This window comes from Brachybacterium sp. (genome assembly GCF_052095815.1).
Taxonomy (GTDB): Bacteria; Actinomycetota; Actinomycetes; order Actinomycetales; family Dermabacteraceae; genus Brachybacterium.
The window spans coordinates 1-22,725 of sequence record NZ_JBQDLF010000011.1; the positions used below are offsets into that span (position 1 = coordinate 1).

21 protein-coding genes and 1 riboswitch are annotated in these 22,725 nt (G+C 70.6%); of the genes, 11 read left to right on the top strand and 10 right to left on the bottom strand.

The genetic code is table 11. The annotated features are described in order from the left end of the window. Positions 1-113: 113 nt before the first annotated feature. The gene (locus ACTH43_RS06535) at positions 114-1,199 is read left to right on the top strand and encodes an FAD-dependent monooxygenase (RefSeq protein ID WP_441444119.1); all 1,086 of its coding nucleotides are present in this window, start codon (positions 114-116) and stop codon (positions 1,197-1,199) included. A gap of 54 nt (positions 1,200-1,253) precedes the next feature. Here the strand turns inward: ACTH43_RS06535 and ACTH43_RS06540 are convergent, their stop codons facing one another. Beyond that, positions 1,254-1,853: a class I SAM-dependent methyltransferase gene (locus tag ACTH43_RS06540; RefSeq protein ID WP_441444120.1), complete on the bottom strand. Its 600-nt coding sequence runs from the start codon at positions 1,851-1,853 to the stop codon at positions 1,254-1,256. Between the two features lie 177 nt (positions 1,854-2,030). On the opposite strand from ACTH43_RS06540, the gene ACTH43_RS06545 reads away from it, so the two are divergent. Further along, the gene (locus ACTH43_RS06545) at positions 2,031-3,365 is read left to right on the top strand and encodes a glycosyltransferase (RefSeq protein WP_441444121.1); all 1,335 of its coding nucleotides are present in this window, start codon (positions 2,031-2,033) and stop codon (positions 3,363-3,365) included. Next, positions 3,362-4,231 (top strand): PIG-L family deacetylase, encoded by an 870-nt coding sequence (locus ACTH43_RS06550; RefSeq protein ID WP_441444122.1) that lies wholly within the window; start codon positions 3,362-3,364, stop codon positions 4,229-4,231. The genes ACTH43_RS06545 and ACTH43_RS06550 overlap by 4 nt, the downstream gene beginning before the upstream one ends. Before the next feature lie 67 nt (positions 4,232-4,298). Here ACTH43_RS06550 and ACTH43_RS06555 read toward each other — a convergent pair whose 3' ends face one another. Continuing rightward, positions 4,299-5,042: an endonuclease/exonuclease/phosphatase family protein gene (locus tag ACTH43_RS06555; protein ID WP_441444123.1), complete on the bottom strand. Its 744-nt coding sequence runs from the start codon at positions 5,040-5,042 to the stop codon at positions 4,299-4,301. Positions 5,043-5,047: 5 nt separating this feature from the next. Continuing rightward, positions 5,048-6,106: an ADP-ribosylglycohydrolase family protein gene (locus ACTH43_RS06560; RefSeq protein ID WP_441444124.1), complete on the bottom strand. Its 1,059-nt coding sequence runs from the start codon at positions 6,104-6,106 to the stop codon at positions 5,048-5,050. An 81-nt stretch (positions 6,107-6,187) separates the two neighbouring features. On the opposite strand from ACTH43_RS06560, the gene ACTH43_RS06565 reads away from it, so the two are divergent. From ACTH43_RS06565 to ACTH43_RS06585, 5 genes are all read left to right on the top strand, one after another. After that, positions 6,188-6,982, top strand: a complete 795-nt coding sequence (locus ACTH43_RS06565) for a hypothetical protein (protein WP_441444125.1) — start codon at positions 6,188-6,190, stop codon at positions 6,980-6,982. 74 nt (positions 6,983-7,056) lie between these two features. After that, complete coding sequence (locus tag ACTH43_RS06570) at positions 7,057-9,081, top strand: M13 family metallopeptidase (protein ID WP_441444203.1); 2,025 nt, start codon at positions 7,057-7,059, stop codon at positions 9,079-9,081. Beyond that, on the top strand, positions 9,078-9,644 hold the full coding sequence (locus tag ACTH43_RS06575; RefSeq protein WP_441444126.1) for a hypothetical protein: 567 nt from the start codon (positions 9,078-9,080) through the stop codon (positions 9,642-9,644). The genes ACTH43_RS06570 and ACTH43_RS06575 overlap by 4 nt, the downstream gene beginning before the upstream one ends. A gap of 90 nt (positions 9,645-9,734) precedes the next feature. Beyond that, a riboswitch (TPP riboswitch) is annotated at positions 9,735-9,840 on the top strand. 45 nt (positions 9,841-9,885) lie between these two features. Then, positions 9,886-10,533: an ECF transporter S component gene (locus ACTH43_RS06580; protein WP_441444127.1), complete on the top strand. Its 648-nt coding sequence runs from the start codon at positions 9,886-9,888 to the stop codon at positions 10,531-10,533. Beyond that, positions 10,530-12,608: an ATP-binding cassette domain-containing protein gene (locus tag ACTH43_RS06585; protein ID WP_441444128.1), complete on the top strand. Its 2,079-nt coding sequence runs from the start codon at positions 10,530-10,532 to the stop codon at positions 12,606-12,608. The genes ACTH43_RS06580 and ACTH43_RS06585 overlap by 4 nt, the downstream gene beginning before the upstream one ends. A 93-nt stretch (positions 12,609-12,701) precedes the next feature. Here the strand turns inward: ACTH43_RS06585 and ACTH43_RS06590 are convergent, their stop codons facing one another. Beyond that, entirely contained in the window at positions 12,702-13,148 is a 447-nt protein-coding gene (locus ACTH43_RS06590) for a hypothetical protein (protein WP_441444129.1), read from the bottom strand. 52 nt (positions 13,149-13,200) lie between these two features. On the opposite strand from ACTH43_RS06590, the gene ACTH43_RS06595 reads away from it, so the two are divergent. Beyond that, positions 13,201-13,629 carry an ankyrin repeat domain-containing protein gene (locus tag ACTH43_RS06595; protein WP_345077886.1) on the top strand — a complete coding sequence of 143 codons (429 nt, stop codon included), beginning with the start codon at positions 13,201-13,203 and terminating at the stop codon, positions 13,627-13,629. 74 nt (positions 13,630-13,703) lie between these two features. On the opposite strand, the gene ACTH43_RS06600 is transcribed toward ACTH43_RS06595, so the two are convergent. The 5 genes from ACTH43_RS06600 to ACTH43_RS06620 form a co-directional block, all read right to left on the bottom strand. Then, positions 13,704-14,231, bottom strand: coding sequence for a GNAT family N-acetyltransferase (locus tag ACTH43_RS06600; protein WP_345077883.1), 528 nt, complete (start codon positions 14,229-14,231; stop codon positions 13,704-13,706). A gap of 10 nt (positions 14,232-14,241) precedes the next feature. Beyond that, on the bottom strand, positions 14,242-15,291 hold the full coding sequence (locus tag ACTH43_RS06605) for an alpha/beta fold hydrolase (protein WP_441444130.1): 1,050 nt from the start codon (positions 15,289-15,291) through the stop codon (positions 14,242-14,244). After that, the gene (locus ACTH43_RS06610) at positions 15,288-16,355 is read right to left on the bottom strand and encodes an Fpg/Nei family DNA glycosylase (RefSeq protein ID WP_441444131.1); all 1,068 of its coding nucleotides are present in this window, start codon (positions 16,353-16,355) and stop codon (positions 15,288-15,290) included. Before ACTH43_RS06610 ends, ACTH43_RS06605 begins: the two co-directional genes overlap by 4 nt. Further along, complete coding sequence (locus ACTH43_RS06615) at positions 16,355-16,837, bottom strand: ribose-5-phosphate isomerase (protein ID WP_441444132.1); 483 nt, start codon at positions 16,835-16,837, stop codon at positions 16,355-16,357. The genes ACTH43_RS06610 and ACTH43_RS06615 overlap by 1 nt, the downstream gene beginning before the upstream one ends. 93 nt (positions 16,838-16,930) lie before the next feature. Continuing rightward, positions 16,931-17,551, bottom strand: a complete 621-nt coding sequence (locus ACTH43_RS06620; protein WP_441444133.1) for a mycothiol-dependent nitroreductase Rv2466c family protein — start codon at positions 17,549-17,551, stop codon at positions 16,931-16,933. A gap of 96 nt (positions 17,552-17,647) precedes the next feature. Here ACTH43_RS06620 and ACTH43_RS06625 point away from each other — a divergent pair, with 96 nt between their 5' ends. Both ACTH43_RS06625 and ACTH43_RS06630 read left to right on the top strand, forming a co-directional pair. Next, positions 17,648-19,477 carry an ABC transporter transmembrane domain-containing protein gene (locus ACTH43_RS06625; protein ID WP_441444134.1) on the top strand — a complete coding sequence of 610 codons (1,830 nt, stop codon included), beginning with the start codon at positions 17,648-17,650 and terminating at the stop codon, positions 19,475-19,477. Further along, positions 19,474-21,306: an ABC transporter ATP-binding protein gene (locus ACTH43_RS06630; protein ID WP_441444135.1), complete on the top strand. Its 1,833-nt coding sequence runs from the start codon at positions 19,474-19,476 to the stop codon at positions 21,304-21,306. Before ACTH43_RS06625 ends, ACTH43_RS06630 begins: the two co-directional genes overlap by 4 nt. Here ACTH43_RS06630 and ACTH43_RS06635 read toward each other — a convergent pair. Further along, positions 21,303-22,643, bottom strand: coding sequence for a hypothetical protein (locus ACTH43_RS06635; RefSeq protein WP_441444136.1), 1,341 nt, complete (start codon positions 22,641-22,643; stop codon positions 21,303-21,305). The two genes, ACTH43_RS06630 and ACTH43_RS06635, sit on opposite strands and share 4 nt — an antisense overlap. Between the last annotated feature and the right edge of the window lie 82 nt (positions 22,644-22,725).

The following is a 22,725-nucleotide window of genomic DNA, read 5'->3' on the forward strand; positions in this document are numbered from 1 at the left end:
ACAGCCTGACCCCTCTCATCGAAGGAGCGCTACACCACTTCCCGGGACTTGACCCAGCTCTCTACGATGGGGCTGGATGTCACCTGCCCTCCCTCGACTCCGGAGTCGTTTCCATGCCGCCAGTGCTCACGGTCCGCATCCTCGGTGCGGGAGTCTCCGGGCTGGCCTCCGCGATCCGGCTCGCTGCAGACGGTCACCGCGTAGAGCTGGTCGACGAGAGCTTCACGATCCCCGCTGTCGGCACAGCGCTGGTCCTGTTCAGCGCGGCGCGACGGGCGCTTGAACGTCTCGGGGTGTGGGAGGAGGTGTCAGCCGTGGCCGCAGCCCCCGAATCCGGCACGCTGCGAGCGGCCGACGGGCGCATCCTGCTGACGATGCCCGCTGGTGACGCCGTGCTCATCTCGCGCTCCGATCTGGTGCGGATCCTGTTCGAGGCGCTCCCACCCACCGTGCACCTCGTACGTCGGCGTATCGAGGACGTCCGTCCGTTGCGCGCGGGAGCGGACCTCCTGGTCGGCGCAGATGGCGTCCATTCCCTGGTACGCCGCTCTGGATGGCCCTGCACCCCGGAGGCTCGATCGCACGGAATGACCGTCCTGCGCGGCATCACAGAGCTCTCCCCGCCGGAGATCTCCGAGACCTGGGGTCGCGGATGGCTGTTCGGCATCACCCCGCTGCCCGGCAATCGCACCAACTGGTTCGCCTGCGTGCCGGAGCATCGCACTGACTCGCGTGCCGAGGACCTCGCGCACCTGCACGACGTGGTGGGCGGTCATCGCGAGGAGATCGATGCGGTTCTCAGAGCCGCCACTGCGCACTGCACACTCGTCCACGGGATCCACACCGCACCGGCGCTCAGTCCGGTGCGGGAGAACGTCGTGCTGCTGGGCGATGCCGCGCATGCCATGGCGCCGAACCTCGGGCACGGGGCGAATACAGCGCTCCATGATGCTGACGCCTTGGGAACGTCATTGCGCCAGGCGCTGCATGGTCGCACCGCAGCTCGTGCGACGTCGCCGGTGCTGGTACGGCGCGCACTGCATCTCTACAAGCTGCGCCGGGCCCTCCCTGGGCAAGGGTGGCGCGTGGCGTCGGAGCTGATGATGGATCTCGCGATGACGAACGAGCACGCGGATCTGCGTGACCGGGTGCTCGATGGGGTCGGGATGCTCAGCGCGAGATCCTCTCCCGCGCGGTGACCCTCGGCTGGCCCGGTGCAACCGGCCCAGAAAAGCTACCCCAGAAGAACTGGCTCAGTGCAGCTTGCGAGCGAGGGTCGTGATGACGTGCCAGTGCTTCTTGTCGGCCAGGAATCGTCCGTCCTCGTCGCGGATCGAACGGTCCATGACCTGGAAGCCGCGGAACATCGCGTCGATCTGCTCGAGCGGCAGGGTCGCCACGTCCGGGCGCTCCGCCCACGAATCGTTGGTGCCGAAGAAGTCGACCGCCATCACGCCTCCGCGAGGCAGCGCATCGACCAGCTTCCGCCAGACTCCCGGCAGCGCGGCCGGACCCAGCAGGCCGAGCGTGTACGTCGAGTAGACGATCTGAGCAGAAGGGAAGGCAGGGACGGTCGCGATATCGCTGTGGTGGAACTGCACCGAGCCGGTCATCCGCTCGTTCTCCACGAGCCGGGCGGCGAGAGTGTCGTCGCTGTCGTAGGCGTGCACGGTCCAGCCCTGGCGTGCGAATTGAAGAGAATCCGCTCCCGCGCCGGCACCGAGGTCGAGCACGGTCCCCGGCCTCCGGGAACCCCCCGCTGCAGCGATCGCCTTCGACACCAATCGGCGGGCAGGACGGCCCGCCGCGTGGGCGTTCAACGCAGCCCAGTCAACCTTCTCCGCCGTCTCCATGCGTTTCAGACTCCCACCTTGTTGTTGCCCGTTTCAACTTCCCGTGACGCAAGCCGCCCCAAGTTTCGTCTAGGGCGAACACAAGGCCCTCGTGTCCACTGCTCCCCCGCCCCGCCGCTGTGCACTAGAACAAGCTCGAACAAGAAAGCACCGTCCGGCGCGCCTAGGATGGCGGGCATGTCGGCCACCTCTTTGCGCATCGCTGCGGTCTCCCTCCACACCTCGCCGCTCGAGGCTCCCGGAGGAGCGGACGCCGGCGGCATGAACGTTGTGGTGCTCGAGCAGTCACTGGCACTCGCCCGTCTGGGCCATCACGTCGATCTGTTCACGCGCCGCACCGACCCCGCCGCCCCAGCCGTGGTGGAGATCGCCGACGGGGTTCGTCTGTTCCACCTCGACGCGGGCCCTGCCTCCCCTCTCGCCAAGAGCGAGATGGAGCAGACGATCACCCCCTTCCGTGCGGCCCTGCGCGAAGCCCTCACCGACTGTGCACCTGGCCAGGAAAGGGACGGGAGCGGTAGCGGGAACCCGGACGAGAACGGGAACAGGAACGGAAACGGGAACGGGAGCAGCGACGCGAGTGAGGGACCACGCGCAGTGGACTGGGACCTCATCCATTCCCACCACTGGTTCAGCGGGGTCGCCGCGCTGCCCCTTACTCGTGAGCTGGGCATCCCCCACCTGCAGTCCTTCCACTCCGTGGCCGCTCCCGAGGGATCCAGCACGCTGGAGGCCGGTGAGCCTGCTGAGTCCTCCGGGAGGATCCCGGGAGAGCAGTTCGTCGCCACCGGCTCTGATCTGGTGGTCGCCGTCTCGGAGGCCGAGGCGCGCACGATCGGCGAGCGCTACGGCGTGCCGGGATCGAGGCTGACCGTCGTGCGCCCCGGGGTGGATATCGATCGGTTCCGTCCCTGCTCGGATCTCACCGAGCGGCGGGAGCGCCCCACGCTGCTGTTCACCGCACGTCTGCAGCCGCTCAAGGGTCCGGATCTCGCCCTCGAGATCCTCGCGCATCTGCCTCGTGAGCTCGGAGCCCGCCTGGTGCTCGCGGGGGGCGTCTCGCAGGACTTCGCGGGCTATGCCGAGCAGCTGCGAGCTCAGGCTCGGGACCTCGGCATCGAGGACCAGATCGACTTCGTGGGATCGCTGGATCGTGACCAGCTCGCCGAGACGATGCGCTGCGCGGGAGCTCTGCTGCTGACCAGCTGGTCGGAGACCTTCGGACTCGTCGCCCTCGAAGCGCAGGCCAGCGGTACCCCGGTGCTCGCCTGGCGCTTCGCCGGCGGAGTGCAGGAGGCCGTCGACCCCGCAGGGCTGGTGCTGGACAGCCGTGACCCCGATGTCTGGGCTGAGACGCTGCAGTCCCTGCTGCGGGACGCCGACGGCTACCGCGATGCCGTCAGCTCCGCCCGCGAGTTCGCCGCCACCCGCACCTGGGAGGCCACAGCCCGGATCCTCGAGTCGCAGTACTCCCGGCTGCTCGAAGATCGTGCCGCCGAGGAGACGTCATGAATGCTCCCGCTGCCTTCCCCGCCGCTGCCCTCGCCGTCGACCCCTGGGAGCTGCTGGACTCGGCTCGGCTGGTCCTCGCGGTCCACGCCCATCCCGATGACGAGTCCCTCTCCACTGGCGCGCTGCTCGCTTCCCTGGTCGCCGCCGGCACTCAGGTGGTGCTGGTGACGGCCACACGCGGGGAGGAGGGCGAGATCGTCACGGGATCAGTGGCCGCCGACGACCCCCGCCCGATCGAGGAGATCCGAGAGCACGAGATCGAGGCGGCGACCCGCGCGTTGGGGATCCTCGAGCGGCATTGGCTCGGCACCGCCCCCGCTCTCGCCTCAGGGGCGAAGCCGCGGCGTTACCGCGACTCAGGCATGCAGTGGGTGCGCGAGGGCCTGGCCGGCCCCTCCGAGACCGCAGGTGCCGACAGCTTCTCCCATCGCCCCCTCGAACACGCCGTCGAGGACCTCGCGGCACTCATCACCCAGCTGCAGCCCGATGCGGTCATCGGCTATGACGACGCCGGCACCTACGGGCACCCGGACCACGTGCGCGCCCACCACGTCACCGCTGGCGCCTGCGCCCGCACCGGCACGCCCATGGTGGAGGTCGCCAGCGGGGCCCCGGCGGAACCGAGCGACCGACAGGCAGCGTCTGTGTCTGCCGGGTCCGGAGGCGGGGACGGGGCCAGGACCGGGGCCGACGGTTTCTTCTGGCGCGAGCATCCGGCATCCGCTGAGTCTGTGCGCCGTGCGGTTGATGCCTACCGGACCCAGCTCACCGTCGTGGGTGAGGTCCCCGGGGGCATCGCCATCCGCCACGTGGGGGGCCAGGAGGATGTCGTCGAGCTGCGGACGGGGCTACGGCTGGGCCGCTGACGGGGCTGCGCTGGGCCGCGGGAGGGGCTGCGGTGGGTCGCTGACGCTCAGCGTCAGCCTCCCGGCGTCAGAGCGAGATGCTCAGCAGCGTCGGCAGGTGATCGGAGGCTCCCGACAGCCGCTCTTCGCTCACCCGCTCGGTGGCTCGCACTGCACGCGCTTCCTGCACGGTCACCCCAGCGGTGGTCAGGATCGCGTCGATCCGCCTCGCCGGGGAGGCTGCAGGGAAAGTGTGCTCGGCCTGGTCAGCCGGATCAGTCAGCAGCGGCGCGAGGAAGCGCCGTGCACTGCCGCTGGCCGTCTCGTTGAGATCCCCTCCCACGATGACGGGGGCTCCCGCTCCCCGCACCAGTGCCGCGAGATGCTCGGCATGTCGCATCCGGTTGTCCTCCTGGAGCGCGAGGTGCGTCGAGGAGAGCACCACCGCTCCTCCGCCCGGCACGGAGAGCCGCACCGCAGCGACCCCGCGCGGGTAGGTGGAGTTCAGGTCCGACACCGTCTGCGCGACCGGGTGCGCACCGCGCCGGATCACCTGCGCCGCCACCTCGTCGGTCGCGAGGATCGCCAGCCCGCGGCCGCCTGCGCCGCCGACCAGGATCCGGCGATCGATCTGCCGTGCGAACCAGCGCAGTCGCGCCGTCGGCAGCACGAAGCGCGGAGCCTCCTGGATCAGCAGCACGTCGGGCTGCAGATCCTGGACGGCTTCGATCAGAGCGGACAGGTCCCCTCGCAGCTCCCACAGGTTCCAGGTGAGGATCCGCAGAGCCCAGGGGGCCTGTTGAGAAGCCGCCGGTCGTGAAGTCGCGGACACCGGCCTCACACGTCCTCCGCGTGGTCGGGGACCATCGGGGCGATCACCCGTTCGACCAGGCCCTTGAGCTCATCCATCTCGTACCCGGGCCAGCCGAACAGCGTGCGTCGCCACTCCGGCGGCACCGCCTTGTAGCCGAGCGCGCCGCCGATCAGAGAGCCGGTGATGCAGGCGACCGTATCGGTGTCATAACCGGAGCGTGCGGCCGCTTCGAGGGCTGCGACCAGGGCATCGCGCTGATCGAACTTCCCTTCAGGAATCGGCGAGACTCCCGAGATCGCCGCCCAGGCGGCCTGGAAGGCACCGACCACCCATCCGTTGCGGCGGAACATCGCGGGCGTCGACTCCTCGGCCTCTTCGATCCGCTCGACCCACTGCTGGCGGCTCTCCTCAGGCAGCTCGGACAGGCCCACGCGCACATCGACCTCGCCGGTGAGGACCGCGTGCCGTACGGCCAGCCCCCACAGGACGCAGGCCTCGATCGTGTCCTGATGCACGTGTGTCAAGCAGCACACTGCTTCGATGGCCTCGACCGCATCCTCGACAGGCGAGAGCAGATAGGGGAGCACCGAGGCGTGCGCACGCATCAGCGAGCCGTTCCCGGCGGAGGCCGGCAGCTCCTCGAACGTCGAGGCAGCGGCCGCGCGGAAATCCTTGGCCCGCGGGGCGTAGTGGCCGTCCACCCGGGCAAGATCAGCAGCGGCGCGCACGACCTGGGAAGTGAGGGTGCCGATGTCGGGGGTGCCGAGCGACCACGAGTACCACTCGCGCGCGATGTGGTCCTGCGCCGTGTCGATACGCAGGTCATGTCGGTCCGACGCCGCCACGGACGCCTCGAGCACCACGATCGCCATCGCGGTGTCGTCGGTCCACTCCCCCGGCTGCCAGCCCAGCACGCCGCCGCCGATCATGCCGATCTCCTCGGAGTCGAGCACGGGCGGCTGGAACTCGTACGGGGCGCCCAGCGCATCGCCCGTCGCGGCCGCCACGACAGCGCCGATCGCACGCTGCCGCTGAGCGGCGGACAGGCCCGCCTCGCTGGTGTTCATCGCATCCGTCGCCACGCCCCCATGGTTCCACACCCCCGCTGGACGACCTCACCTGCGTCCATCCCGCTACCCTGGTGGGGACCCAGAAGGAGCTTCATGACCGACTCGCCCGCAGCGCCCGCACCGCACTGTGACGACCCCCACGACCACACCGGCCACGACCACCCGCCCACGGGTGCAGATCTGGTCCGGGATCTCGTCAAGGGTCTGTCGATCCAGGCGCTGCTGATCCCCGCACTCGGCATCCTGCTGCTCGTCGCGATCCTGCCGTTCGCGCCCGTGAGCCCCGCTCCGCTCCTGCTCGGATTCGCCCTCGGCGCTCTCCAGCTGATCTCGCTGGTCGCCACCAGCCTGTTCGTGGCGCGCACCCGCAAGCAGCTGGCGATCAACCCCGGCCTGCTCGCCGTGCGCAGCGTCGTCGACGAGCTGCTGCGCGTCGCCACGGTGCTGCTGGCCATACTGCTGTGGCCGGGGGACATCCGGACTGAGCTGGGCATCTGGATCGGTGCCGGCTGCGCGCTGGTCTGGCTGGTCCTCGCCACCGCGCAGACCATCACCACCCGGCAGCGGATCGCCCGCCCCGGTGACTGGTCGAAGGCTGCGATCTCCACCCTGCTGGCGCAGCGGGTCGGAGCCCGCTCCACGGTGGTCATGCGGCTGCTGGACGTGCTCGGCACCGTGCTCTTCCAGGTCGGCGCGACCGTGCTGGTGATCCTCTCACCGGTGCTGGTGATCGGCACTGCGGTGCTCTCGATCGGCACCGGGCTGTCCACCCTGGTGCTCCAGCGCCGTGCCCCCGCTGAACGCTCTCGCACCCCCTGGGCCTATGCTCCGCTCGCCCTCGGAGTCCTGACCGTGGCCCTCGCCGCGCTCGGGATGGGTGCTTTCTGAGCTCCTGCTCCCTGAGCATCTTTCCCCGCACTTCGCATTTCACTCGTACCCCTCACCCCTCGCAGGAGCCGATGATGACCACTGCCCCCACCTCCACGACCCGCCTCTCGGGCCTCTCCCTGGACCAGGTCGACGAGTCCGTCCGCATCCAGGACGACCTGTTCGGTCACGTGAACGGGCGGTGGCTGCGCGAGCACGAGATGCCGGCGGACCGCTCGAGCGACGGCGCCTTCCATGCCCTCCGGGATCTTTCCGAGGAGCGGGTGCGGGAGATCATCGAGGAGGCGGCGACGGATGCGACCGACGCGCCGAGCGGCGAGGTCCCGACCACCGACCATGGCCGTGTGGGCGCCCTGTACCGGATGTTCATGGACACCGACGCGATCGAGAAGGCCGGCTTCGGGGTGCTCGACGAGCTGCTCGACACGATCACCTCCACCACCGACCTCGAGGCCGTCACCCGCACCATGGCCGCGCCCGACTCAGGGGCCTCGGCGCTGCTGTCCTACGTCTGGACCGACGACCGGGACTCCACGAACTACCAGGTCAAGATCCATCAGGGCGGGCTGGGCCTGCCGGATGAGTCCTACTACCGCGAGGACAGCTACGCCGAGATCCGCGAGGCGTACGAGGGCCACCTCGCCCGCCTCTGCGATCTCGCCGGACTGCCCGGCAGGGATGGGCTGGTCGCCGGCGGCGCCGAGGACCTCGCCCGCGCCGTGATGGATTTCGAGACTCGCCTGGCCGGCTGCCACGTGGACGTGGTCCGTCTGCGCGATCGGGAGAAGTCCTACAACCCGATGGATTCCGCCGCGCGCCGCGAGCTCGCCCCCGCCTTCCCCTGGGAGGCCTACATCGAGGGCACCGGCGCTCCGGCGCGGGCGTTCGAGGTGGTCTCCGTGAGCCAGCCCGAGTACGTCTCCGCCGCGGCGGAGCTGCTGGCGGGAGAGGACCTCGCGGTGCTGCGCACCTGGCTCGCCCTCCACGCCGTCTCCTCCTACGCGCCCTACGGGCCGGCCGCGCTCGTCGAGGAGAACTTCGCCTTCTCCGGCCGCGTGCTCTCCGGTGCTGAGGAGCTGCGGGAGCGCTGGAAGCGCGGCGTCGCCTTCGTCGAAGGTGCCGCCGGTTTCGCCGTCGGCCGCGAGTACGTCGCCCGCCACTTCCCCACCTCCCACAAGGAGCGGATGACCGAGCTGGTCGAGGCGCTGATGGACGCCTACCGCGACTCCATCGAGCAGCTGCCGTGGATGACTCCGGCGACCCGCGAGAAGGCGCTCGCCAAGCTCGAGAAGTTCACGCCGAAGATCGGCTATCCCGAGGTGTGGCGCGACTACGACGGTTTCGAGATCGTCCCCGGCGACCTGGTGGCCACCGCCCGCGCCTCCCGCCGCTTCGAGGCGGCCATCGAGTACGCGAAGGTGGGCGGCCCGATCGACGAGACCGAATGGCACATGACTCCGCAGACGGTCAACGCCTACTACAACCCCGGCCGGAACGAGATCGTCTTCCCTGCCGCGATCCTGCAGCCGCCGTTCTTCGATGCGGAGGCGGACGACGCGGTGAACTTCGGCGGGATCGGCGCGGTGATCGGGCATGAGGTGGGCCACGGCTTCGATGACCAGGGCTCCAAGTACGACGGCGACGGCAACCTGATCTCCTGGTGGACTCCCGAGGACCGCGAGGCCTTCGACACCCGTGCCGCACAGCTCATCGCCCAGTACTCCGAGCTCTCCCCCCGTGATCTCGACGAGTCCCATCGCGTCAACGGCGCGCTGACGATAGGCGAGAACATCGGCGACCTGGGCGGTCTCTCGATCGCTGTGAAGGCCTACCTGGCAAGTCACGACGCCGCTGACATCGACGTCGAGCTCGACGGATTCACCGGGCTGCAGCGCGTGTTCTGGTCCTGGGCCACCGTGTGGCGCGGGAAGAACCGTGACCAGGAGGCGATCCGTCGGCTGGCTGTGGACCCCCATGCGCCGATGGAGTTCCGCTGCAACACGGTGGTGGGCCATCTCGAGGAGTTCCACGCCGCCTTCGCGGTGACTGAGGGTGACGCCATGTACCGCGCGCCGGAGGAGCGGGTGACGATCTGGTGAGGCCCGAACCTCCGTTCTATGTGGGGCGCACCCGGCCCTCCTGGATCGGCTGGACCAGGATCGGGATCACCCTGCTGTTCGGCGTGATCCTTGTGCTGCTGATGTCCCAGCGCTCCAGCCTGCCGGGAGTTCTCCTGGTGGCGGCGCTGTTCCTCGCCCTGGCGGTGTGGACCTGGATGGGGCAGTGGACGCGCTTCATCGTGGATGAGCACGGCCTCACCGTGAGCCTGGGCGGCTTCCTGCCGCGCAGGCCGTGGCCGCTGTCGGAGTTCCGCACCGTGCAGCTGCGAGAGCTGCCCTCGTCACGCGCCGGGGTGACCCTCGGCGGTTACGGGTGGCGGCGCGGCACCGTGCTCACACCCCACGCCCAGGAGCTCACCCCTGTCGGGAAGCGGAAGGTCTTCACCGTGGACGAGCCGCGCGCCGCCTACCGGGTGATGGCCACCCGGCCCGGCCTGATGGTCGAGATCATCGGCCGCGGCTCCACCCACTTCATCATCTCGCCGGTCGATCCTCAGGCGACGGCCGAGGCCGTCGACCAGGCGATCCGCGCCCGCCTCTGAGCGGGTGCCGCCACGGCGCCGGGGCTGCTGCTCGGTGATGCCCCCGCGGCCCCGGTCAGGGCGCCCGTTGGGGTAGAGTGGCTCCTTGTCATCCACTGACAGGGGAGCACCGAGCGGTGCTGAGAGTGCGCACCAGGCGCAGACCCTCGAACCTGATCCGGCTCACACCGGCGTAGGGAGTCGGGATATCCGTGCGGCACCATCGGTGCTGGACGCCCCTTCCGTTGAGGAAGGAGAAGTGATGATTCGTTTCCGCACCGTAGATCTGCTGGTCACGGTTCTGATCGGCGCCGCCTTCGGTGTCGCATTCCTGGGGTACGGCCAGCTGTACACCCTGATCGGGCCGCTCACCGCAGCCTTCAAACCCGCCGAGGGACTCCTGGCCGGGATCTGGTTCCTGCCTGCCGTCCTGGCCGCCCTGATCGTGCGCAAGCCCGGCGCTGCGCTGCTGGCCGAGATGATCGCCGCCGTGCTGTCAATGCTGCTGGGCAGCCAGTGGGGCTGGGGCACGGCGATCTCCGGCCTGATGCAGGGCGGCGGGGTGGAGCTCGCGTTCCTCGCCTTCCGCTACCAGCGCTTCACGCTGCCGGTCGCGATGCTGGGCGGGATGCTCTCGGCCCTGCTGGAGTGGGGCTGGGAGAAGTTCGCCTACTACCAGGAGATGAGCTGGACCTACTCCCTCGTGATGCTCGGCTTCTTCCTGCTCTCCGGGGCGCTGCTGTGCGGCGTGCTGGGATGGGCCGCCAGCCGTGCCCTGGCCGCCACCGGGGCTCTGGACTCGATGCCGGCGGGCAGGGAGCGCGCCCAGCGGGTACGAGCCGCATCGCCCTCCGGAGGATCTGCTGGATCACAGGCTGAGCGCATGGCACCGGACGACGCCCGGGCGTGACGGACCTGTCCCTGCGAGGGCTCACCTGGCAGCCGTACACGCGGGCCGAGCCCACCGTCCTCGACCTCGACCTGGAGATCCCCGCCGGGCAGCGCGTGCTGCTGGCCGGGGCCAGCGGCAGCGGGAAATCCACCGTGCTGCGGGCCCTGGCCGGTCTCCTGGACGAGGAGACCGGAGAGCTGACCGGCAGCGCGCCCGGCCCCGCCCGCCCCGGCGAGCGGGGCCTGCTGCTGCAGAACCCTCTGGACGCCCTGGTCGCGGCGACCGTCGGCCGGGAGGCGGCCTTCGGCCCGGAGAATGCCGCCCTGCCACGTGCGGAGATCCAGGCCCGCACCACCGCGGCGCTCGATGCGGCGCTGGTGGATCTCCCCTCCGACCGTGCGCCGCTGGATGCCTCCGGCGGGCAGCAGCAGCGCCTGGCCCTGGCGGGATCGCTCGCGTTGGATCCCTCGGCGCTGCTGCTGGATGAGCCGACGTCGATGCTCGATGAAGCCACCGCCGCTGCGGTGCGCGAGTCGATCCTGGCCACCGCGGCGGGCCGCACCCTGGTGGTCGCCGAGCACCGGCTCGCACCGTGGCTGGACCACGTGGAGCGCCTGATCGTGCTCGGTGAGCAGGCACAGATCGTGGCCGACGGCCCGCCCCACGAGATCGCAGCCGGCATGACCGCCTCCCCCGCCGCACCCACCCGCTCGGCTCCCCGCGCGCAGCACGAGGGCGCCGTGATCGCGGCCCTGCGGGGCATCGATGCCCAGCGGGGCGGCCTGGCCGTGCTCGACGATCTGACCCTCGAGCTGCGCAGCGGAGAGCTGTGCGTGATCACCGGCCCCAGCGGCAGCGGCAAGACCACGCTGCTGCGCATGCTGCTCGGTCTGACCGCCCCGTCCGCTGGGAGCGTGGAGCGGCCCGCGCCCGAGCACGTCGCCTTCGTGCCCCAGAACCCCGAGCACTCCTTCGTCGCCGGCAGCGTGCGCGAGGAGGTGCTCGCCTCCCCCTGGGCACGCGACGAGCAGCTCGCCGATCAGCTCCTGGAGCGAGCGGGCCTGAGCGACCTCGCCCAGGCCAACCCCCACACCCTCTCCGGCGGGGAGCAGAGACGCCTCGCGATCATCGCCGCCCTCGCCCAGAAGCCTCGCCTGCTGGTGCTGGACGAACCCACCGTGGGACTGGACGCGGCGCGCCATGCGGCGGTGCTCGAGCTGCTGGCCGCCGCGCGAGCCGAGGGCTGCGCTGTGATGGCGGCCACCCACGACCTAGAGCTGATCGCGCAGGGAGACGTCGAGCACCGCCTGAGCGGGCCGGATGCTGAGGACGGCGGATCTGGCAGCAAGAGCCCCGATCGCACCATCGGCCCGGTCCCCCGCGCTCGCACGATTCCCGCCGACGCACTGAATCCGCTGGTGCTGAGCCTCATCGGGATCCTCGCCGCGATCGGCTCCTTCGCGGTGCAGTCCTGGCAGGGCGGGCTCCTGGCCCTGCTCCCGATCGTGCTGCTGGCGCCACTTGCGGTGCGGTCCGTGCGCGGGGGTCTGCTGCGGCTGACTCCGATCCTGCTCTCGGCCGCAGGCCTGGCCTGGACCTCCGCTCTGCTGGGCGACGCCCCCTCCCTCTCCGCCGAGGCCTGGCTGCTCGGCGCCAAGGAGGCCGCACGCATCACCGTGTTCGTCGCGCCCGGGGTGCTGGCGCTCGGGAGCGTGGACCCCACGGCGCTGGGCGACGCCCTCGGAGGCAGGCTGCGGATGCCCGCCCGCATGATCGCCGCTTCGGTCGCAGGGCTCGTCCGCGCCGGCCATCTGGGCCGGCAGTGGGAGATCATCACCCATGCCCGGGTGCTGCGCGGGATCGGCACCCGCACCTCCCCGAGAATGCTGGCCGGAGCCACCCTGGCCCTGCTGGTCGATGCCCTGCGCGGCGCCCAGCAGCAGGCCCTCGCCATGGACTCACGAGGCTTCGCGACCGCGACCACCCGCACCTGGGCGCTGCCGAGCCCGCTGCGGCGCGCGGACCTGCTGGGCGTCACGATCGCGCTCGGGCTCGCCGTATGGCCGCTGCTCGCGGAGATGCTGGTGGGGTGAGCGCTGCGCGAGCCTGTGCCTCTGAGCTGCCGAGAAGACCGACGGACGACCAGGACACATCCGGCCCGTGACACATCGACCTGCAGGCCTGAGCTATCGAATACGCCTCGTGCGAGCGAACCACAGATACGTCACCACGGGCGTCACGATCCAAGGGATCACGCCGCCGAAAGCGAACAGGATGTAGATGACAGCAAAGGGGATCCATTGCGGGTCGGCGAAGAATTCGGGCAGGTGGCGTCCCAGCGGAAGCAGCAGTGCCACCAGCATCGCGAGCAGAGCTCCAAGGAGAAACACCAGCGGCCGTCGTGCGCGCCGATCCGCCCAGGCCAGCAGCAGCGCCCAGGAGAGCGCGGCCAGCACGCCGGCTGCTCCTGCCTCGCCGACTATGGCGACCCCGGCAGCAAGCACCGCCGCCAACCCGATCAGCCACGTACTGACTCGCCTCCGGGGCTTCACCCCGTAGCGCTCCGCCAGAGCCGGCGTGAGGGGTCGCAGCGCCCCTGTCCCCGCCGCACGCTCACTCGATTCTGCCTCCATGAGCGGATGGTAGCCCGCGGCGTCCTCTGGCGGCCCGCAGTACTCTCGTGCAATGACGGATAACGACTCTGCCACCGATGACGCCGTGATCGAGCTGGCCCACTCCCTGCTCGATGCTGCCCGCAACGGCGACTCCGTGACCCTGCTCTCGCTCATCGACCAGGGCGCCCCGGTGGATCTCCGCGATGGCGCCGGAAACTCTCCGCTGATGCTCGCTGCCTATCACGGCCATGCCGAGCTGGTGCGTGAGCTGGCCGTCCGCGGGGCGGACGTGGACCTGAGCAATGATCGCGGTCAGTCACCGCTTGCGGGCGTCGCCTTCAAGGGCTTCACCGCGGTCGCGGAGGTCCTGCTCGGCGCTGGCGCCGATCCGGGGCTGGGCACCCCGAGCGCCCTGGAGACCGCGAGATATTTCGAGCGCGAGGAGATCGTGGCGCTGATCGAGTCACGGGGGGAAGGCCGAGCCGCGGGAGAAGACTGAGTCGCGGGAGAAGATTGAGTCGCGCGGGAAGTAGGCAGGGACGGGACGCTTGCCCGAACGCCGCGCCCGACGCCTCAGCCGCGATCCGGCCGCAGCACCATCGCCACATGCTCGATCCCAGCCTCCATGAACAGCCCGCCGAGGGACTCGAAGCCCATCGCGGCGTACCACTGCTCGAGGTAGGCCTGGGCGTCGATGTGCACCTCGGCCCTCGGCGCGACCTCCCGAGCATGCGCGAGCGCCCCGGCCATCAGCTGACGGCCGTAACCACCGCGTCGGTAATCGGCGCGCACTGCCACCCGGCCGATCCGCACCGTGCCGCCGGGCTCCCTGAGCACCCGCAGGTGCGCCACCGGTTCACCCGGAGCTCCCAACACCTCTGCGGCAACCTCTGCGGCCGGGGCACGCGGGATCGCACGCTCGAGCCACATGAGCGTCGTGGTGGGGTCGAGCTCCCGACCATCCAGATCAGCATCCGTCGCGTGCTGCTCGAGGGTGAAGACGTCCTGGCGGAGCTTGACGAGCAGATACAGCGTGCAGGGGTCGATATCGGCGAGCGCGGCGTGGCGCAGCACGGCACCTGAGGGGTCGGGAACTGGCATGGCAGAAAGGTTACTGCGGCGGCACCTGCTGTGCGTCGACCATCCGGGTGACGGCGGTGCGCCAGTGCTCCACCATCAGCGGTCCGCCGTGGCCCTCGTCCTCGATGATGATCAATTCGCTGCCGGGCCAGGCGCGGTGGAGCTCCCAAGCGGTCAGGGCAGGGCCGGACACATCGCGGCGCCCGTGGATCAGCACCCCGGGAATGCCCGCCAGCCGAGCCATCCCGCCGAGGAGGCCGCTGCCGGGCTCGCCGCCCCATGGCACGGCCCAGTCGGCGACGAACCCGTCGTGCGCCCAGTAGTGAGCGACCAGACGGGCGAAGCCGCGCTCGTACTCGGTCATCGGCTCGTGACCGGCCCCGGCATGCGCGGTGGAGGGTCCTCCCCCGCCGATCCCGATGTGCGCGTCCTCCCAGGTCATCCAGGCGCGGGCGGCGTCGTCGACCAGGTTCTGATCCGCTCCGGTGAGCATCTGCCGATACGCCTCGATGAGTCGGAGCCGCTGCGAGCCGTGGTCGCGACGGTCGAAGCCGGTGTGGTGCTCGGCGAGGGCGGCGACCGTGTCCCAGGCCTCGGGGTAGAGGGCGCCGACTCCCTCGGTGATCCACTCGATCTCGCGCCGGGAGGTGGAGGTGACGGCGAACAGCACCACGCCGAGCACCCGTTCGGGATGAGCTTGGGCGTAGGCGAGGGCGAGGGTGCTGCCCCAGGAGACGCCCTGCACGATCCAGGCGTCGATCCCGAGGTGCTCACGCAGCGCCTCGAGGTCGGCCACCAGGTGGGCGGTGGTGTGGCCCGTGAGATCGACCGGGCCGGGAACCCCAGGCGACGGGGTGGAGCAGCCGGCGCCACGCTGGCACAGGCCGATGATCCTGGCCCGGTCCGCGGGAGAGTTCCGTCGGTAGCCGGGGGTGAGCCGACCTCCCGGGCCGCCATGCAGGTAGAGGGTGGGGACGCCCTCGGCGGTGCCGGACTCCTCCCAGAAGATCTCGTGGACGTCGCCGACGGGGAGCATCCCCTCGGCGGTCGCGGCGGGTGGCGGGGGCATCGCGGTGCTCATGCAGCTTCCTCGGTTGCGTTCCCGGGGGTGAGCGCCCAGGGCGCCGCCGGGTGCTCACGGCTCCAGCTCGCGCGGCGGCTGCGGACGCTCTGACAGCGCGGGCACCAGAACACGGTCCGGGCGGCGAGATCCGTCGAGCGCACCGTGGTGCCGCACAGCCGGCAGGGCAGAGTCTGGCGGTGGTAGACGTAGAAGGACCGCTCGCGGGAGATCACGTCCGGGTCCTCGTCCCCGTTCTGGCGGGTGCCACGGGAGCGCTCGACGATGCGGGCCTCGAGGTCGCGGTGCTCGGGCTGGGTGGTGACGATCCTGCCGGTGCGGGCGCCGTAGGTCATCAGCGCGACCAGGTCCTCCCACATCTCCTCGAGCATCCCGGTGCTCAGATCCTTCCCGGGCACGAAGGGGTCCAGGCGAGCCCGGAACAGCAGCTCGGCACGGTAGATGTTCCCGATCCCGGCCACGATCTTCTGGTTCATCAGCAGCGCGCCGATGGTGGTGCGGGAGCGGCGCACGGCGCCGATGAAGCGCGCCGGGTCCGCGTCGGCCCTCAAGGGGTCCGGGCCCAGCCGGTCCAGGACCGTCTGCCGCTCCTGCGCGTCCATGATCTCGCAGGCCGTGGGCCCGGTGAGGTCCGCGAGGCCCTGCGGCCCGGCGATCCGCAGCCGGACCGTCGGCCGCGGCACCAGGCGGCGCCAGTCGGCGGTGCCCCCGCGGCCCGTTTCCTCTCCGTCCAGTTGCTCTTCCTGTTCACCGATCCGCAGTCGCGGCGCGCCGATCGCGTGAGCGTCGGTGAAGCCCGGCTCACCGGCGAAGGTCCAGGAGCCGTACAGCCCCAGATGAATATGGACGTGCCGAACCGCCGGGGAGTCGCGGTCGACGTCCTCCGTCGGTGCAAAGGGCAGGAAGAGGTGCTTGCCGACCGCCTCAGCGCCCAGCAGCACCATCCCGTCCAGCTGCGAGGCGTCGGAGAATCGTCCCTGCGGGCTCGAGGTGCGCACCCGCTGCCCACCGAAGGCCTGGTCGAAGGCTGCGGCCAGTCGGTGGACGGTGTGACCCTCAGGCATCAGTCGGCAGCAGGAGCAGCGGACTTCTCGTAGCCGCCGGTGCGCTCGTAGAGGCCCACCAGATCGATCCGTCGCTGATGGCGCTCCTCACCGGAGAAGGGCTCGGCGAGGAAGATGTCGATCAGGGTCTCCAGCTCCTCCTCGGTGTGCTGGCGCGCGCCGACGGAGATGACGTTCGCGTCGTTGTGCTCGCGGGCCAGCCGTGCGGTGTCCTCGTTCCACACCAGCGCCGCCCGCACGCCCTGCACCTTGTTCGCGGCGATCTGCTCACCGTTGCCGGAGCCGCCGATCACGATGCCCAGGGACTTCGGGTCCGCGACCACCGCGAGGCCGACGTCGGTGCAGAACGGCGGGTAGTCATCGACGGCGTCGTACTCGTGGGCACCGTGATCGGTGACCTCGTGCCCCTTGTTCTCAAGCACCGCCACGAGGCGGTTCTTGAGGTCGAATCCGGCGTGGTCGGTGCCGATGTGCACGCGCATGGAGGGTCTCGCTTTCGGAGTTTCTGCAGGGACTGCCGGCGCCGGCCGAGCTGACCGGTGGGAGGTCGGGGAAGACACGGAGGACGGGACGGGTCAGCTGAAGTCGATGCCGCCGGTGCGGGTGCGCTTGAGCTCGTAGAAGCCGTCAATGGTGGAGAGGGCCTCCATCGCGTCGAGGAGCTTCCCGGCATCCTCACCCCGGGGCGCGGGCGAGATGACCGGACCGAAGTAGGCGGTGCCCTTCCCGAAGGAGATCACCGGGGTGCCGACATCGTCCCCGACCAGCGAGATGGCGCGCTCGTGCGAGGCGCGCAGGGCCTTGTCGACGGCGTCACCGGGGACGTTGTCGTAGGCCTCGATCAGGGTGGCGGGCAGCCCGGCATCGGCCAGCGCCTGCTCTGCGACGCGGCGGCGATCGTCTTGGTCCCCGCCCACGTGGTAGCGCTCGCCCCACGCGGTGTACCAGCGGGCGAACGCGGCATTCCCCTCGGCCTCATCGATCGCGATCGACAGTCGTGCGGCGCCCCAGGACTGATCGGTGCTGCGCCGGTAATCCGCATCGAGGTCGCGGCCCTCGTTGAGCACTGCCAGCGACATCACGGAATAGCGCGGGGTGATGTCACGGACCTCGGCGGCGTGGCCGAGCCAGCGACTGGTCATCCACGCGAAGGGGCAGGCGGGGTCGACGAACAGCTCGACGGTGCGCTCACTCATACGGTCTCCTTGACTCGGGTGCGATGCCACCATTCTGTCATTCGCGGTCGACCTGTGCGGAAACGTCAGAGAGGTGACCGGGGCGACACCTCCTGCATGCCAAAAAACATTGCACTGCGCTGGGAGGACGGGTTTGATCAATGCGTGCTCGATTCCCGTCCCGCCTCCGTCGCGGCCCCCGCTCTGCCCCGTGCTTCGGCGCCCGGGGTGATGCGCTCGATCGTCCGCAACCATCGCCGGATGCTGTCGGTGGTGCTGCCGTTGGCGACGCTCTCCGAGGGCATCGAGCTGCTGATGCCGATCGTGCTGGGCCTGGTGATCGATCACGGCGTCCTGGCCGGGGATCTGCGCCTGACGGTGCTCGGCGCACTGGGCCTGATCGCGATGCGGATCCTCGGCGTGCTGCTGTGGGTCTGGACGTTCCTGCAGTCGCAGAAGGCGTGCATGTTCGAGCGTCATCGCCTGCGCGTAGGCCTGACCGGGGCGGTGCTCGACCCTCGATCGCGTGCGGTGCAGCGCCCCGCCGGCGAGGTGCTCTCGATCGCCACGTCGGATGCGGACAAGGCCTCCGATCTGCTGGACATGCTCCCCTGGGTGGTCCCCTCCACCATCGCGGTGCTCGCGGCCTCCGTGTACCTGGCAGTGTCGGATCTCTGGCTGGGGCTGGCCATGCTGTGCGGCATCGTGGTGATGGTGGTGGTGATCCGGGTGATCACCCCGACCCTGTCCGCCCGCTACGACGATCAGCAGTCCCAGGCCGCGGAGGCCGCCGCCACCGCCACCGACCTGGTCCACGGGCTGCGGGTGCTGCAGGGGCTGGGCGTGCAGAGCCGCGCCCGGGCCACCTACCGTCGGCGCTCCCAGATCGCGCTGCAGGCGGCACTGGTCAATGCCCGCTACTCAGGGATCTCCTCCGGCCTGACCACCCTGGTCACCGGCACCATGCTCGCCGCCGTGGTGGTGCTCGCCGCGCTCCGCGCCCTCGACGGTGCCCTCGCCCTCGGGGTGCTGATCGCGGTCGTGGGGGTCGCCCGCTACGTGATGGGCATGCTCCAGGGGCTGTCCGGCGCGCCGGTGTGGTGGGCGAGCATGTCCACCTCGGCGCGACGGGTGCGGGATCTGTACACGGACCTGCGGCGCACGGTCGACGATCCGGAGCTGGGCCTGGATGTGCTCACCGTCCAGCGCGATGATCGCGGCGATGTCGCCAGCACTGCCGCCGGGACCGACGTCGGCCGTCGGGGCGCCGCGGGTGGCCTGCAGCTACCGCAGCTCTCCGTCGCCGACGGCGAGGTCGTCGCGCTGGCCTGTGCGGATGCCCGTGATGCGGAGGCCGCGATCGATGCGGTCAGCGGCCGGGTCGATGCCGGGGCGCGCGTGGGAACCACGCCGATCACGCCTGCCGACCGGCTGACGCTGCGCTCCGAGCTGCTGGTCGAGCCGCATGTCGTGGATCTCTTCGACGGCACCCTGCGCGAGCAGCTGGCCACCCGCGCGCCCGCAGGCACCACGGACGGCGCCGACGGCACCTGGGCTGACCACGCCCTGCATGCCGCCGGCGCGCAGGATCTGCTGCGGATCCTGCCCGACGGCTATGACACCCGCATCCTGGACCGCGGCTCGAACCTCTCCGGAGGGCAGCGCCAGCGCATCGCCCTGGCCCGGGCGGTGGCGGCAGATGCACCCGTGCTGGTGCTGCACGACCCCACCACCGCAGTCGACGCCGTCACCGAGCAGAACATCGCGGAGGCGCTGATCGCCGCGCGCCGTCGCACCGACCGGGCCACCCTGCTGGTGACCCGCGCACCGGCGCTGCTGCGCGAGGCGGACAGGGTCGTGTTCATGCAGAACGGAGCGGTCGCCGCTGAGGGCGCGCACACCGACCTGATGGGGATCGAGGCCTATGCGGAGGTGGTGCGACGATGAGCGACATCGACTGGAAGCGTCCGCTGGATGAGGTGCTGGGGGACGACGCGACTGCACGACGGCAGCTCGCCGAGCATGCGCAGCTGCTGCCGATCGCCGACGCCCGCACCTCCCTGCGGTTCATCGCCGCCCGGCTGCGGGAGCACTGGGCCTCGGCGCTGCTCACCCTCCTGATCACCGTCGGCGGCGCGGTCGCCGCCGCGTTCCTGCCACGGCTGATCGGCGCGGCCGTGGACGTGGTGGTCAACGGCGGGTCGAAGGACCAGGTGTGGATGCTGGGCGGCCAGATCCTGGGCGTCGGCATCATCCAGGCCGTACTCATGGCGCTCGGTTGGGCGATGATCTCGGCGCTCGGCCAGCGCATCCTGGCCGGGATGCGCGAGGACGTCATCGATCGGGCGCTGGACCTGCCCGCGCAGACCATGGAGCGCACCGGCATCGGCGATGCCCTCTCACGGGTGGCCGACGACGTCGACGTCGCCGCGCGGGCGGTCAACAACCTGGTGCCGAACCTGATCCAGCTCGGCTTCCTGGTCCTGATCACGCTGGTGGGGATGGCGACCCTGTCGCCCTGGCTGCTGCTGATGGTGGTCATCATCGTGCCGATGTACGTGCTCGCCGCGACCTGGTACCTGCGCCGCACCGCCCCGATCTATCGGCGGGAGCGGATCGCGATGGGGGCCCGTGCCCAGGGCCTGCTCTCGGCGATCCACGGGATCCCCACCGTCCATGCCTATGGCATCGAACGGCGCGAGACCCGCCACGTGGCGGTGCTCTCGGAGACCGCCTCGGTGCTCAACATGCGCGTGATGTACCTGGTGGGCCGTCTGGTGATGGGCCTGAACGTGCCGGAGAACCTGGCACTGGCGATGGTGCTCCTGTTGGGCTTCGTGATGGTGCAGGTCGGTGGGGCGCCGGTGGGTCTGGTCACCGCCGCCGCGATCTACCTGGTCACCCTGTTCTGGCCGATGATGTCGGTGATCTTCAATCTCGATGAGGTGCAGTCGGCGCTCGCGAGCCTGTCCCGGATGGTCGGGGTGATCACCTCGATCGATCCCGCCGCCTCCCCCGGCACCGAACGCCCCGCCGACGCCTCGATCCGGCTCGAGCAGGTGTCCCACGCCTACACCTCCGACGAGGAGGGCGTCGAACGGATCATCCTGCAGCCGCTCGATCTGGACATCGCCCCCGGGGAGACGATCTCGCTGGTGGGCGCCTCCGGTGCCGGCAAGTCCACGCTCGCCGCGATCCTCGCCGGCACCCTCGAGCCGCGTCACGGCCGGGTGCTCCACGGCGGTGCGGACCTCGTGCACGCCGACCTCGAGGCGATGAGGTCCCACGCCTCGATCGTCAGCCAGGACGTCCACGTGTTCCGCGGGACACTGCGGGAGGACCTGAAGCTCGCGGCTGCCGAGGCCACTGATCAGGAGCTGCGGGACGCGCTGGGCCGGGTCGATGCACTCACCTGGGTGGACCGGCTCCCCCAGGGCCTGGAGACCCAGGTGGGCGAGAAGGGTGCCCGGCTCACCGCCGAACAGTCCCAGCAGCTGGCCCTGGCCCGGATCGCCCTGCGCGATCCCGCGGTGCTGATCCTCGACGAGGCCACGGCCGACGAGGGCTCCTCAGGAGCCCGGGTGCTCGAGCGCGCCGCACTCGAGGTGGCTCGGGGACGCACCACGATCATCGTGGCGCATCGGCTCTCCCAGGCACGGATCGCCGATCGCATCCTGGTGATGGCCGACGGCGCGGTCGTCGAGCAGGGCACCCACGACGAGCTGGTCGCCCGCGGCGGGGACTACGCACGGCTCTGGGAGGCGTGGAGCAGCTAACGCCTCCGCAGGCGCAGCACCAGCACGCCCGCGATACCCGACAGCAGGCCCAGCACCGTGAGCACCCCGGCACCGGCGAACAGGGCCAGTCGTCCCCATGAGGTCTCGATCCCGAGAGCGGCCAGAGGGCCGTGCTCGAGGGTGGTCTCCCCGAGCTCGAGCACTGAGCCCTCGGGCGCGTTCTCGGCCGGGTCGCCCTCCACCTCGAGGGTGAGCACGACGGTGACGGGCTCGTCCCCGGCCGGCTCCGCATCGGCAGCGCGCTGCAGTCGCTGCAGCGTGACGGTGTGCATGCCCGGGAGCCAGGCCGAGGCGACGGACGACAGCTCGGAGCTGCGGTTCCCGCGATCTACCGGGGTGGTCATTCCCCCTCCTGCCACCCGGTCATCAGAGGTCATCCGCCAGCTGCCGCCACCCACGGTCACCTGCTCACGAACGGCGTTGGAGACGCCGAGGGCGAGCTCACCGGCACCCTCGGGCTGGGACGTCACCTCGACGCGCCAGCGCAGGCGCTGTCCCTCCTGGACCGGGATCCGCACCAGGTCCGCCTCCCCCGGTACCAGCTCCAGGACGTAGGAGCCGGGGGCCACCTCAGGCGCCGTCGCGAAGGAACGGCCGGCCTCGAACGGTTCGTCCTGGGTCGGCGGCACCGGGGCAGCACCCGCGTCCTCGACCTCCTCGGTGACCGCGGGGGAACCGCCGCCCACCCCGGCGGGTTCGATCGCGATCTGGATCTCGACCGGGAGGGGGCTGTCGTTCGCCCGCGATCCCGTGCGGGTGACCCGCAGGAAGAGCTCCTCACCCGGGCAGCCGTCGAAGCTCATCACACCGGAGACGACGCTCGAGGTGATTGGGCCGTCGCCCGTCTGCCACTGACCGACGTCATCGATCCCGCTGTCCTCGCACGCATCACCGCCCGCAGTGAGGAAGGTGACTCCCAGCCCCAGCTCGTCAGTGCTTCCGGGCACCCCATCGACGTACGGCGGAGCGGCGATCGTCGCCGCGGCGTGCACCCGCTGCCCGTTCGCCACCGCGACGCGGTAGTACTTCGTGGTGCCGGAGTCTTCCTCGTCGCTCTGCGCCCCGAGGGCGAAGGTGTCCAGATGGATCCCCGGCAGCAGCAGCGGCGCCTGAGCCTGGGAGCCCGCGCCGACGACCGCCGGGCCGATGGCCTGGTAGGCATGGTCCGGCGCTGCTGCCGGCTCCTGCGTCGGCTCAGCCCACGCTGCAGTGAGCCCTCCCCACAGCACGAGAGCTGCCACGAACATCAGCACAGCCATCCCGGAGACAGGGACGGAGGCATCCCGTCTGCCGCGGTCGCGCGCTGTGCGGCTCATGCGTTCTCCTGAGGTCGGCGGACGGGGCGGAACTGTTCAGACGACAGAGTGCCAGACCCTGTGCCCTCGGACCGACCGCTGC

Excerpts from the sequence above, each read along its gene's own strand:
- ACTH43_RS06540 (WP_441444120.1), bottom strand. The coding sequence starts at position 1,853 with ATGGAGACGGCGGAGAAGGTTGACTGGGCTGCGTTGAACGCCCACGCG.
- ACTH43_RS06590 (WP_441444129.1), bottom strand. The coding sequence starts at position 13,148 with ATGGAGGCAGAATCGAGTGAGCGTGCGGCGGGGACAGGGGCGCTGCGA.
- ACTH43_RS06610 (WP_441444131.1), bottom strand. The coding sequence starts at position 16,355 with ATGCCTGAGGGTCACACCGTCCACCGACTGGCCGCAGCCTTCGACCAG.
- ACTH43_RS06535 (WP_441444119.1), top strand. The coding sequence starts at position 114 with ATGCCGCCAGTGCTCACGGTCCGCATCCTCGGTGCGGGAGTCTCCGGG.
- ACTH43_RS06580 (WP_441444127.1), top strand. The coding sequence starts at position 9,886 with ATGATTCGTTTCCGCACCGTAGATCTGCTGGTCACGGTTCTGATCGGC.
- ACTH43_RS06605 (WP_441444130.1), bottom strand. The coding sequence starts at position 15,291 with ATGAGCACCGCGATGCCCCCGCCACCCGCCGCGACCGCCGAGGGGATG.
- ACTH43_RS06545 (WP_441444121.1), top strand. The coding sequence starts at position 2,031 with ATGTCGGCCACCTCTTTGCGCATCGCTGCGGTCTCCCTCCACACCTCG.
- ACTH43_RS06600 (WP_345077883.1), bottom strand. The coding sequence starts at position 14,231 with ATGCCAGTTCCCGACCCCTCAGGTGCCGTGCTGCGCCACGCCGCGCTC.
- ACTH43_RS06625 (WP_441444134.1), top strand. The coding sequence starts at position 17,648 with ATGCCAAAAAACATTGCACTGCGCTGGGAGGACGGGTTTGATCAATGC.
- ACTH43_RS06630 (WP_441444135.1), top strand. The coding sequence starts at position 19,474 with ATGAGCGACATCGACTGGAAGCGTCCGCTGGATGAGGTGCTGGGGGAC.
- ACTH43_RS06550 (WP_441444122.1), top strand. The coding sequence starts at position 3,362 with ATGAATGCTCCCGCTGCCTTCCCCGCCGCTGCCCTCGCCGTCGACCCC.
- ACTH43_RS06635 (WP_441444136.1), bottom strand. The coding sequence starts at position 22,643 with ATGAGCCGCACAGCGCGCGACCGCGGCAGACGGGATGCCTCCGTCCCT.
- ACTH43_RS06565 (WP_441444125.1), top strand. The coding sequence starts at position 6,188 with ATGACCGACTCGCCCGCAGCGCCCGCACCGCACTGTGACGACCCCCAC.
- ACTH43_RS06595 (WP_345077886.1), top strand. The coding sequence starts at position 13,201 with ATGACGGATAACGACTCTGCCACCGATGACGCCGTGATCGAGCTGGCC.
- ACTH43_RS06620 (WP_441444133.1), bottom strand. The coding sequence starts at position 17,551 with ATGAGTGAGCGCACCGTCGAGCTGTTCGTCGACCCCGCCTGCCCCTTC.
- ACTH43_RS06615 (WP_441444132.1), bottom strand. The coding sequence starts at position 16,837 with ATGCGCGTGCACATCGGCACCGACCACGCCGGATTCGACCTCAAGAAC.
- ACTH43_RS06570 (WP_441444203.1), top strand. The coding sequence starts at position 7,057 with ATGACCACTGCCCCCACCTCCACGACCCGCCTCTCGGGCCTCTCCCTG.